Origin of the sequence: Halococcus qingdaonensis (assembly GCF_024508235.1) — an archaeon.
Classification (GTDB): Archaea; Halobacteriota; Halobacteria; order Halobacteriales; family Halococcaceae; genus Halococcus; species Halococcus qingdaonensis.
The window spans coordinates 1,816,745-1,826,507 of sequence record NZ_CP101943.1 but is presented as its reverse complement, the minus strand read 5'-3'; the positions used below and the strand labels follow the sequence as shown (position 1 = coordinate 1,826,507).

At 66.6% G+C, this 9,763-nt stretch carries 14 protein-coding genes; 11 read left to right on the top strand and 3 right to left on the bottom strand.

Annotation, left to right across the window (positions count from 1 at the left end):
* Positions 1–98: 98 nt before the first annotated feature.
* The 3 genes from NO363_RS09400 to NO363_RS09390 are packed head-to-tail and all read left to right on the top strand — an operon-like array spanning position 99 to position 2,666.
* Positions 99–1,607: an alpha,alpha-trehalose-phosphate synthase (UDP-forming) gene (locus NO363_RS09400; RefSeq protein WP_256684633.1), complete on the top strand. Its 1,509-nt coding sequence runs from the start codon at positions 99–101 to the stop codon at positions 1,605–1,607.
* A complete protein-coding gene (gene otsB, locus NO363_RS09395) occupies positions 1,597–2,409 on the top strand; it encodes a trehalose-phosphatase (RefSeq protein ID WP_256684632.1) in 813 nt (270 codons plus the stop codon). Before NO363_RS09400 ends, otsB begins: the two co-directional genes overlap by 11 nt.
* A gap of 53 nt (positions 2,410–2,462) precedes the next feature.
* On the top strand, positions 2,463–2,666 hold the full coding sequence (locus NO363_RS09390; protein WP_256684630.1) for a hypothetical protein: 204 nt from the start codon (positions 2,463–2,465) through the stop codon (positions 2,664–2,666).
* A gap of 128 nt (positions 2,667–2,794) precedes the next feature.
* On the opposite strand, the gene trxA is transcribed toward NO363_RS09390, so the two are convergent.
* Positions 2,795–3,064, bottom strand: a complete 270-nt coding sequence (gene trxA / locus NO363_RS09385) for a thioredoxin (RefSeq protein WP_049913029.1) — start codon at positions 3,062–3,064, stop codon at positions 2,795–2,797.
* Positions 3,065–3,159: 95 nt separating this feature from the next.
* On the opposite strand from trxA, the gene NO363_RS09380 reads away from it, so the two are divergent.
* From NO363_RS09380 to hisE, 4 genes are read left to right on the top strand one after another with little or no spacing between them, the layout of a single operon-like run.
* Positions 3,160–3,321 (top strand): preprotein translocase subunit Sec61beta, encoded by a 162-nt coding sequence (locus tag NO363_RS09380; RefSeq protein ID WP_007739198.1) that lies wholly within the window; start codon positions 3,160–3,162, stop codon positions 3,319–3,321.
* A gap of 36 nt (positions 3,322–3,357) precedes the next feature.
* The gene (pdxT, locus tag NO363_RS09375) at positions 3,358–3,948 is read left to right on the top strand and encodes a pyridoxal 5'-phosphate synthase glutaminase subunit PdxT (protein WP_256684629.1); all 591 of its coding nucleotides are present in this window, start codon (positions 3,358–3,360) and stop codon (positions 3,946–3,948) included.
* 37 nt (positions 3,949–3,985) lie between these two features.
* On the top strand, positions 3,986–4,444 hold the full coding sequence (locus NO363_RS09370) for a bifunctional nuclease family protein (RefSeq protein WP_256684628.1): 459 nt from the start codon (positions 3,986–3,988) through the stop codon (positions 4,442–4,444).
* Entirely contained in the window at positions 4,441–4,749 is a 309-nt protein-coding gene (gene hisE / locus NO363_RS09365) for a phosphoribosyl-ATP diphosphatase (protein WP_256684627.1), read from the top strand. The genes NO363_RS09370 and hisE overlap by 4 nt, the downstream gene beginning before the upstream one ends.
* Positions 4,750–4,752: 3 nt before the next feature.
* Here the strand turns inward: hisE and NO363_RS09360 are convergent, their stop codons facing one another.
* A complete protein-coding gene (locus tag NO363_RS09360) occupies positions 4,753–5,103 on the bottom strand; it encodes a DUF5518 domain-containing protein (RefSeq protein WP_256684626.1) in 351 nt (116 codons plus the stop codon).
* A gap of 90 nt (positions 5,104–5,193) precedes the next feature.
* Here NO363_RS09360 and NO363_RS09355 point away from each other — a divergent pair, with 90 nt between their 5' ends.
* The 4 genes from NO363_RS09355 (at position 5,194) to NO363_RS09340 (ending at position 8,725) form a co-directional block, all read left to right on the top strand.
* Positions 5,194–6,141, top strand: a complete 948-nt coding sequence (locus NO363_RS09355) for an NOG1 family protein (RefSeq protein ID WP_256684625.1) — start codon at positions 5,194–5,196, stop codon at positions 6,139–6,141.
* Positions 6,142–6,231: 90 nt separating this feature from the next.
* Complete coding sequence (locus NO363_RS09350; protein WP_256684624.1) at positions 6,232–7,536, top strand: APC family permease; 1,305 nt, start codon at positions 6,232–6,234, stop codon at positions 7,534–7,536.
* A 50-nt stretch (positions 7,537–7,586) separates the two neighbouring features.
* On the top strand, positions 7,587–7,964 hold the full coding sequence (locus NO363_RS09345; protein WP_256684623.1) for a DUF7532 family protein: 378 nt from the start codon (positions 7,587–7,589) through the stop codon (positions 7,962–7,964).
* Positions 7,961–8,725, top strand: a complete 765-nt coding sequence (locus NO363_RS09340) for a DUF1565 domain-containing protein (RefSeq protein WP_256684622.1) — start codon at positions 7,961–7,963, stop codon at positions 8,723–8,725. The genes NO363_RS09345 and NO363_RS09340 overlap by 4 nt, the downstream gene beginning before the upstream one ends.
* Before the next feature lie 30 nt (positions 8,726–8,755).
* On the opposite strand, the gene NO363_RS09335 is transcribed toward NO363_RS09340, so the two are convergent.
* Positions 8,756–9,721: an ROK family protein gene (locus NO363_RS09335; RefSeq protein ID WP_256684621.1), complete on the bottom strand. Its 966-nt coding sequence runs from the start codon at positions 9,719–9,721 to the stop codon at positions 8,756–8,758.
* Between the last annotated feature and the right edge of the window lie 42 nt (positions 9,722–9,763).

Sequence of the window (9,763 nt, the reverse complement as noted above, 5' to 3'; positions counted from 1 at the left end):
CGACGGCAAGCCGGGGACACACCCCACTCAAGCCCATGAATTATAAGAGATGCGACTGAATGGGGAGACACGGCTGATAGCCACAGCGAGCACTCTCTATGGGAGCTGACAACAGCGCAACGGACGACGGAATCGTGCCGGCAGTCGACGACGGCGAACTGATCGTCGTCTCGAATCGCCAGCCGTATACGCACAGCTACGACCACGGCGACGGCGAGCGCTCGATCACCGTCAACCGGCCGGCCGGCGGGCTGACGGCGGGACTCGATCCGGTGATGCAGCAGACCGACGGGACGTGGATCGCGTGGGGCGACGGCGAGGCCGACGCCGACGTGACCGACGACAATGGGACTGTGCGGATGCCGCCCGAGTCCGAAGCCTACACGCTCAAGCGGCTCTGGCTCACCGACGAGGAGGTCGAGGGCTACTACTACGGCTACTCCAATCGCGTTCTCTGGCCGCTCTGTCACGGTGGGACAATGAAGACCGATTACGTCGAGCGCTACTGGCAGCGCTACCAGCAGGTCAACGAGACCTTCGCCGATGCGGTCGTCGAGACCGCCGGCGCGGACTCGCTGATCTGGTTCCAGGACTACCACTTCACGCTCGCGCCGCGCTGGGTGCGCGATTCGCTGCCCGACAGCGCCTTTCTCACGCATTTCTGGCACATCACTTGGCCCGGCTGGGACACCTTCCGTGCGTGTCCTCAGCACGAGCAGCTGCTCGAAGGGCTGCTCGGCAACGACCTCCTCGGCTTTCACGTCGAGCGGTACTGTCGGAACTTCCTCGATTGCGTCGACGAAGCGCTCGACGACGCTTTCATCGACCCCGAGGGCGGGCGGGTCAACTACGAGGGCCACACGACGGTGGTCAAGGCCTTTCCGATGGGGATCGACGCCGACTCGATCCGCGAGCACAGCGAGGCCGCCGACGACGACTTCTGGCGGGAGTTCCAGTCGTCACACGGGATCGATCCGTCGACGAGCGTCATCGTCGGCGTCGACCGACTCGACTACACGAAGGGGATCGTCGAGCGCCTCGACGCGCTCGAACGCCTCCTGGAGACCCGCCCCGAGTACCGCGGCGAGGTCTGTTACGTCCAGAAGGCAAACGAGAGCCGCTCGCTCATCCCGGATTATCAGGACCTCCAGACCGAGGTTCAGGAGTCGATCGACCGTATCAACGACCGCTTCGGTACCGACGACTGGCAGCCGGTCATCTACATCAACGAGTTCATCCCCCAGCGCGAGCTCTGCGGGCTCTATCGCTACGCCGACGTCATGCTCGTGAGCGCCGTCCGCGACGGGATGAACCTCGTTTCCAAGGAGTATGTCGCCGCGCAGGTCGACGACGACGGCGTGCTCGTGCTCTCGGATCAGGCCGGTGCCCACGAGGAGCTCGGCGATCAGGCGCTCACGATCAACCCATACGACACCGACGCCTTCGCCGACACGATCGAGCGCGCGCTGACGATGGACATGGATGAACGTGCCGAACGAATGGTCGCCCTGCGTGAACAGGTAGAATCACACGACCTCTACGCGTGGATGGAGAGCGTCTTCGATACGATCGACGAACTCCGGGCGAAAGACACCGATGACGACTGACATCCCGCCGGTGCTGTGGGACTCGCTTCCGGCGCTCCGTGATCGCCTGGCGGACGCGAACGGACTCCTGTTCTGTACGGATTTCGACGGCACGCTCGCCGGTATCGAGATCGATCCGGAGGCACCGGCGCTCGGGGAGGACAATCTGACCGCCCTCGAACGTCTCCGCGATCACGACTGGGTGGACGTGGCCGTCATCAGCGGGCGCGAGCTCGCCGATCTCCGCGAGCGTGTCGGTATCGACGGGATCGACTACGCCGGCAATCACGGGCTCGAACTCCACAGAGATGGCGAGAGCACGACCCACCCGATCGCCAGACGTCGACGGCGCGATCTCGACACGATCGTCGCCGACATCGAGGAGCGCCTCGACGACACGGACTGTTTCGTCGAGGACAAATCCGTGAGCGCGACCGTCCACTACCGGACGGCTCCCGAGCGCGAGAACGAGGTCCACGACGCCGTCGAGGCAGCGGTCGAGCGAGTTGCCGAGGGCGGGTTCGAGCTCTCGACGGGAAAGGAGATCGTCGAGCTCACGCCGACGGTCGCCTGGGACAAGGGCGACGCCGTCTCGCTGCTCGTGGCCGATCACGACGGCTGGCTGCCGATCTACGTCGGTGATGACACGACCGACGAGGCGGCCTTTCGCGAACTCTCGGAGATCGGGCTCGGTATCCACGTCGGCACGAACCCGGAGACGGCGGCGGACTACCGCATCGACGATCCCGACTCAGTCACGCGATTTCTCGACTGGCTCATCGACGAGGGGCTCGCTGCGCTCGATTCTCGCGGCTCGGCGTAGTTCCCGGCGGTCGCCGCCCGCGTGCTTATCCGTCCCGCTCCCTTCGCGCGGGCATGGGACTCGCAAACGCCTTCAAATCGAAACAGGCGGGACAGATCAGCGCCATCTCGATGCTCGTCGAGGCCGGACTCGCGCTCTATCGTGGCGAGAAGAAGATCGCTGCGCTTCTCCTGGGCGCGGCCGCCCTCTCCTATCGCTGGAGCATCGTCGGCATCGTCGCCGAGGCGCTCATCCGTGTCTATCAGCGCCTTCGCTAGACCGTCTCGTTCGGTTTCCCGTGCGATGTTTGCGTCACCAACGGCTCTCGGTCGTGGTCGTAAAATAGCTGCTGCGTGATGAACACTGGGCCGACGACTGCCGATCCCGCACCGGGTCGTGTCCCGAGTTACGCGCCGGCCTGTTCGAGCGCGCTCTCGATCTCCTCGCGCTGGGTGACACCGATGAACCGCTCGACGACGCCGTCGTCGTTCTCGACGACGAGCGTGGGGATCGATCGCACCTGATACTCGTTGGCGATCTCCTGCTCCTCGTCGACGTCGATCTTCTCGAACTCGACGCTGCCGTCCATGTCCTCTTCCAGTTCCTCGAGAATGGGGTCTTGGGTCTTGCAGGGACCGCACCAATCCGCGTAGAAGTCTTTCAGTCGAACACTCATGTTCCGGCCAGAAGTAGGCGCGTGGCGCTGATAAGGGTTTCCCACCCCCGTAGCCACGACGAAAGGTTTAGGCCTGCAGCAGCCACACAGGAGTCATGAGCAGCGGCGACAACTCCGGCGGGCTGATGTCGAGCGCCGGACTGGTGCGATATTTCGACGCCGAGGATCAGAACGCCATCCGACTCGACCCGAAGACGATCGTGGCCTTCGGCGTCGCGTTCGGCATCATGATCATCGTGCTCCGGATCGCGCTGTAACACCGCGCTTTTTTCGCCGGGCGGCGTAGCCACGACATGAGTCTCACGGCCGGCGTCGTCGCTGTCCAGGGTGATTTCAGGGAGCACGCGGCGGCCATCGAGCGGGCGGCCCGTGCCCACGGCGAGTGTGCCGATCCGATCGAGATCCGCTCGTCGGAAACGATCCCCGACTGCGATCTCCTCCTGTTGCCCGGTGGCGAATCGACGGCGATCTCGACCCATCTCCAGCGCGAGGGGCTCGCCGACGAGATCGTCGCCCACGTCGACGCGGGCAAGCCGCTGCTCGCGACCTGTGCCGGTCTCATCGTCGCCTGTACGGACGCCGGCGACGAGCGCGTCGAGAATTTGGGACTGATCGACGCGACCGTCGAGCGCAACGCCTTCGGCCGCCAGCGCGACAGTTTCGAGACCGATCTCGACATCGGAGATCTCGACGAACCGTTCCCGGCGGTGTTCATCCGCGCGCCGCGCATCGACGAGGCGGGCGACTGTGAGGTGCTGGCGACGTTCGATGGTCGGCCGGTCGCGGTGCGCGACGGGCCCGTCGTCGGGACCGCTTTTCACCCGGAGCTCACCGACGACGCTCGGGTTCACGGGACGGCCTTCTTCGATCGGACGAACGGGTAGTGACAGGGCTTTTGATCGCTCGCGCCCTCGAACGGGCATGAACGCCCACATCGACGCCGTCCGCATCGCGGGCACGCCCTCCGGCCCCGTGCCGGTGGTGCTCCTCGCTGTGGACGGCGAGGCCGACTACCTGCCGATCTTCATCGGTTTCGACGAGGCGTCGGCCATCGCCCGCGGGATGGATGCCGTCGACATCGGCCGGCCGCTCACCCACGATCTCCTGCTCGATATCGTCGAGGAGCTCGGCGGCCGAGTCGACAGCGTGGTCGTCGACGCCATCGAGGAGAGCGAGGGCGGCGGAACGTACACTGCCGACCTCCACGTCGAGACGCCCCGCGGCGAGCGCGTCATCGACGCACGACCGAGCGATTCGCTCGCGCTCGCGGCCCGCACGAACGCCCCGATCGAGGTCGACCCCGCCGTCTTCGAGGAGGGCCGTCGCGAACGCGAGGCGTTCGACGAGCTCGACGACATCCGCGAGGTGGCCGACCTGTGAGCGAAGAGCGTGCCGAACAGCGATCGGAGACCGTCCTCGACGAACTCGCGGCGGTCATCGCCGACCGACAGGAGGAACTGCCGGAGGACTCCTACACCGCGTCGCTGTTCACCCACGAAAAGGGCGAGAACGCCGTACTCGAAAAGATCGGCGAGGAGAGCACGGAGGTCGTGCTCGCGGCAAAGGACGATGACGACGCGCTCGTCGCCGAGAGCGCCGATCTCGTCTACCATCTGCTCGTTCTGCTGGCGATGCAGGACGTCAGTCTCGACGAACTGCGCGCGGAACTGCGCGAACGGCGCTGAGACTCAGAGCGCGCCGCCGATCGCCCCCGCGATCGCGCTCGGGAGGGCGAGCACGAGCGCGAGGGTGATGCCGATGACGAGCACGCTGCCGCCGAGCAGGCCGGCGAAGCCGAGCGTGGCGTCGAACACGCCGACGAGCGCCGTCACGAGCACCGCGACGATGATCCCGCCGAGCGCGCCCGCGAGCAGGCCGTGCCAGAACCCGCTCCCGAACCCGCCGCCGGCAATGTAGCCTGCAGTGAACCCGCCGACGACGGCGGCGAACAGCTGGCCGATGACCGGGACGATCCCGCCGATGATGCTGAGCACGAGTTCGATGAGGAAGCCGATCCCCACGGCGCGCCAGTTGGTCATACCATCCGTACTCCGGGCGATAATAAATCCGTGTCGCCGGCGACCGCGGCCGACTGACGTGCTTTTACGTTCGTACACAGTACAGACGTCATGATTTTCGAAGACATCCCAACGACGCCCACTGCCGAGGAGTTGATCGACCGGGCGTTCTCGCGGGCGACCCGTGCCGGGCGGGCCCAGTCCGGGCTCGACGCCCAGGAATCGATGCTCCAGACCGCGGGCAACATCCTCTCGGACAACCTCGAAAACGTCGTGACGAGCTGGCCGGATTTCGACACGCTCGATCCGTTCTACTACGAGCTCGCCGACGCCATCGTCGACGTCGATGCAGTACGAAAGAGCCTCTCGAACGTCGGCTGGGCGAGCAAACAGACCGACGCGATCAAGCGCGAGTACCAGGGCCGGCTGCGCGGCAACGTCGAGACGGCGCGCAAGCTCAGGAAACAGGCGTTCGCCCGGCTCGCCGACATCGTCGAGGAAGTAGAAGACGACCTCGAACGGCTCGGCGCGGCCCGCGACGAGCTCAAGGTCCTGCCCGATATCAGACCCGACGAGCCGACGATCGTCGTCGCGGGCTTTCCGAACGTCGGCAAATCCACGTTCGTCAACCACGTCACGAACGCGCGCCACGAGACCGCCTCGTACCCGTTCACCACGACCCGGATCGGCGTCGGTCACTTCACGCGCGAGCATATCCGGTATCAGCTGGTCGACACTCCTGGATTGCTCGATCGCGAGCACGAGGAGCGCAACGAGATCGAGCTCCAGGCCGAGAGCGCGCTGGCCCACGCCGCCGACACCGTACTCGTCTTCGTCGACGCGAGCGGGGCCTGTGGCTACCCGCTCGACGACCAGCTCGCGCTCCGCGACGCCGTCCGCGATCGCTTCGACACGCCGGTCGCGACTGTCTGTACGAAGGCCGATCGCTCGCGCGATCTCGATGCCGACCACTACCTGAGTGTCGAAGACGACGAAGGGATCGAGGAGCTGCTCGACGCGGCGGTCGAGATGGTTGGCTACGAGCCCGAACTGCCCTGAGTCGACGATTCGGCTGACCGGTAGGCGATCGAGCAGGACGTCGGACGCATCGATCCAAACCGACAAGCGCGCTGCCTGCCACCGTCCGGCATGGCAGACGAGATCGGGTTCGTCGAGTCGCTATCGATGGCGGTCGGCGGCATGGTCGGCGGCGGCATCTTCGCGGCGCTCGGCGTCGTCGCGATCACAGCCGACACCCTCGCGTGGCTCGCGTTCGTCGTGGCGGGGACCATTGCGCTCTGTGCGGGCTACTCGTTCGTCCGGCTGAACAGTCTTACCGACGGCCACGCGGGGCCGATGACCTACGTCGAGCAGTTCACCGGCAACACGACGCTCGCGGGTATGCTCGGCTGGACGTTCGTCATCGGCTACGTCGGCACGATGGCGCTCTACTCCTACTCCTTCGGCGGCTATTTCGCCGATCTCGTCGGCGTCGAGTCGTTGTTCGGCGTGCCGCTACGGCCGCTGATCACGCTCGCGGCGATCGCGGTCTTCGTCGGGCTGAACACCGCCGGCGCGCACGCCTCCGGGCGCTCCGAGGAGCTGCTCGTCGGGCTCAAGGTACTGATCCTCCTGGTGTTCGGTGTCGGCGGCATCTACTACGGGTTCGTCAACGGCGAGCTCAGTGCCGGCTTCGCGAACGTCGGTGCCGGACCGGTCATCGCCGCCGGCGTCGCGTTCGTCGCCTTCGAGGGCTGGGAACTCCTACTGTTCGATCAGGAAAGCATCGCGAACCCCGAAAAGACCGTCCGCAACGCGATCTACGTCTCGATCGTCGGCGCGACGCTGCTGTACGTGCTGGTCGCGATCGTCACCACCAATCTCGTGCCCGCCGCGACGATCCAACAGCAGCCGGACACGGCGCTGGCGATCGCCGCCAGACCCTTCTTCGGGCCAGCCGGCTTCGTGCTGATCTCGGTTGCGGCACTGTTCTCGACGGGGAGCGCGCTCAACGCGACGCTGTTCAGCACCGCGCGCCTCTCGAAGGAGATGGTCGCCGACGACTTCCTTCCGAACCAGCTCCGGGGCGATGCGGACGGCGAACCGATCCGCCCGCTGCTGGTCGTCGGCGTTCTCACGGCGGGACTGGCGGTTCTCGGTAGCCTGAACGCCATCAGCTCGTTCGCGTCGCTGTCGTTCATCGTCATCTTCGGCTCGATCAGCACGCTCGCGGTGACACAGCGCGAATCGGTGCTGACGACGGTCGTCCCCGCGGTCGGCGCGATCGGTGCGGGGGCAGCCGCCACCGCGCTGCTCTATCACCTCTTCACCAGCGAGTTCGACACGTTCGTCGTCGTGTGCGCGCTCGCCGTTGGCGTGATCGCCGTCGAGGTGCTCTACTTCGAGCGCGATCGGATCGAACACGAGGTCAGCAGCGTCGAGCAGCGACTGTAGTCGAACCCCGCGATCGGTGGGTTTTCGGCCCGGAACCGTCAACTGCGGGCATGCATTTCGATCAACGGACGCAGCGCGCGCTTTCGGAAGCGGGGCTCTCGACCGACGAGATCGCGGCGGTTTCGGACGCCGTGGTCGACGCGACCGACCGGGATGCCGACCGCCTGGAAGCGTTCTTCGCCGGGCTCGATACCGTGTACTCCGACATGGATCGAGCCCACAGCGCGAGTGAGTTCCCCGAGCACGCCGTCGACTATCTCGATCTGTTCACTCACGCCGACGACATCCGGGGCTACCTCCGCTTCGATACGTGGGGCGTTCCGGTCGAGGGTGGGCGCGTGCTCTCCGCGGAGGTCGTCGAACTCTCGCTCGGTCCCACGGTCGACGGCCGCGTGCGCTTCGCCGCCGACCGCGAGGCGCTGCGGTGAGCGACTCACCCACTGATTCGAGCCGTCAGTGGGTCACCATCGACGAGGAGGTCCCGCGCTGGGGGCTCGTGAGTCGCCCGCTGACGACCCGGCGCTCGCGCGAGATCGTCGTCGATTCGGACGGAAACGACGATAATCCTGGAGCCGAGGACGAGCCGTTGCGGACGATCCAGGAGGCGTTCAATCGGCTGCCGATCTTCGTCCAGCACGACACGACGATCCGCGTGCGGCCGGGCAGCTACACCGACGAGGGGCCGGCGATCCACACCGGCCCGATCGTTCAGAAGGCCCAGTGCACGCTCCGGCTCGTGGGCGACGTGGAGGAGCCGGAACGGGTCGACGTGCGCTCGGGCATCAACTCGACCTATCAGGGCAAACAGCTCCACTACACCATCAGGGGGATCGCCTTCGACGGGCTCTCGCAGTTCGCCGGCCCGGTCGATCTCCGGGACTGTGTGTTCCACGGCAACGGCGACGCGGCGATCAGCGGGAAGAACGGCCACGTCTTCGCCAAGCGCTGTCGGATCGGTACCGAGAGCGACCGCTACGCGATCTGGAGTACGCTGATGGAGTCCTACGGACTGGTCGACTGCGATCTCGCCGCGGGCGAGGTCGCGATCAAGGCCAACGGACCGGGCACGCACCGCCTGGCCGCCAACTGCACGATCGACGCGCCGACGGCGTTCGACGCCGATTCGGGGTCGGTCATCACCTACGGCGACGCGCTCTACGTCGGCGGGCGGCGCTACACGCCGGACTGAATCGGGGTCGACGGGGCCAACCGCGGAGACTCACTCGTGACGATCGATGTCGCCGGTGCCGCCGGTGAGCGCGCTCGCGAGTGCCCCTCGGACGACCACGTCGTCGCCGAAGTCGGTGAGGCGGATCTCGGGGACGTTCGTCATCACTAGTCCACCGAGTCGCTCGCGGATCGGATCGACGACGAGTGCTTCGTTGTTGAGTGCGACCGCGCCGCCGATCGAGATCACCAGCGGCGCGTAGGCGTGGACGATGTTCGCCACCCCGAGCGCGTTCCAGTCGGCGAGGCGCTCGACGACGTGCTCGGCGAACGAGTCGCCCTCGGCGTGGGCGAACACGTCGGCGGCGGTGACGTCGTCGTTCTCGATCGGGACGGCGGTGGCGGGGCGATCGGCTTTCGTCCAGAGTCGACGGGCGTAGGCGGGGATGTTCGCGCCCGAGCAGTACCCCTCCCAGTGGCCGTCGTGGCCGCAGCCACAGGTCATCTCGCCGGTCGGATCGACCGTCAGATGGCCGACCTCGCCGGCGTTGCCGTCCCAACCCGAGAGGATCGAGCCGTCGACGGCGATGCCCGCGCCGATGCCCGACGAGATCGTGAGATAGGCCATGTCGTCGGGATTACGATCGGCGTGATAGCGCTCGCCGATGACGCCGGCGGCGACGTCCTTGTGGAGGCGGATCTCGTCGGTTTCGAGGAGGTTCGAGACAGGTCCGCGCAGCGGGACCTCGCCGACTGGAATGTTCGTCGGCTCGACCAGTCCTTCGGTGAGGTCGAGCCGTCCGGCGGCGGCGATGGCGGCCGCAGTCGTCTCGGAGGGCTCGACGCTCGCCGCCGCCGACGCCTCGCGGAGGCAGTCGAGGATCGCCTCGGTGACGGCCAGCCCGTTCGGGCCGCGCGGGGCTGCCTGCCTGTGACTGCCCAGTACGTTGCCGTCGGCGTCGGCGACGACCGCCCGGACGTTCGTCCCGCCGAGGTCGACGCCGGCGTAGGTCGCCATACACGCACAACTGTGGCCGTCGGCTTAGTCGCCCTGATTCGC

Bases quoted from the DNA above. Each gene is read 5' to 3' on its own strand.
- NO363_RS09400 (WP_256684633.1), top strand. From the start codon at position 99: ATGGGAGCTGACAACAGCGCAACGGACGACGGAATCGTGCCGGCAGTC.
- otsB (WP_256684632.1), top strand. From the start codon at position 1,597: ATGACGACTGACATCCCGCCGGTGCTGTGGGACTCGCTTCCGGCGCTC.
- NO363_RS09390 (WP_256684630.1), top strand. From the start codon at position 2,463: ATGGGACTCGCAAACGCCTTCAAATCGAAACAGGCGGGACAGATCAGC.
- trxA (WP_049913029.1), bottom strand. From the start codon at position 3,064: ATGAGTGTTCGACTGAAAGACTTCTACGCGGATTGGTGCGGTCCCTGC.
- NO363_RS09380 (WP_007739198.1), top strand. From the start codon at position 3,160: ATGAGCAGCGGCGACAACTCCGGCGGGCTGATGTCGAGCGCCGGACTG.
- pdxT (WP_256684629.1), top strand. From the start codon at position 3,358: ATGAGTCTCACGGCCGGCGTCGTCGCTGTCCAGGGTGATTTCAGGGAG.
- NO363_RS09370 (WP_256684628.1), top strand. From the start codon at position 3,986: ATGAACGCCCACATCGACGCCGTCCGCATCGCGGGCACGCCCTCCGGC.
- NO363_RS09360 (WP_256684626.1), bottom strand. From the start codon at position 5,103: ATGACCAACTGGCGCGCCGTGGGGATCGGCTTCCTCATCGAACTCGTG.
- NO363_RS09355 (WP_256684625.1), top strand. From the start codon at position 5,194: ATGATTTTCGAAGACATCCCAACGACGCCCACTGCCGAGGAGTTGATC.
- NO363_RS09350 (WP_256684624.1), top strand. From the start codon at position 6,232: ATGGCAGACGAGATCGGGTTCGTCGAGTCGCTATCGATGGCGGTCGGC.
- NO363_RS09345 (WP_256684623.1), top strand. From the start codon at position 7,587: ATGCATTTCGATCAACGGACGCAGCGCGCGCTTTCGGAAGCGGGGCTC.
- NO363_RS09335 (WP_256684621.1), bottom strand. From the start codon at position 9,721: ATGGCGACCTACGCCGGCGTCGACCTCGGCGGGACGAACGTCCGGGCG.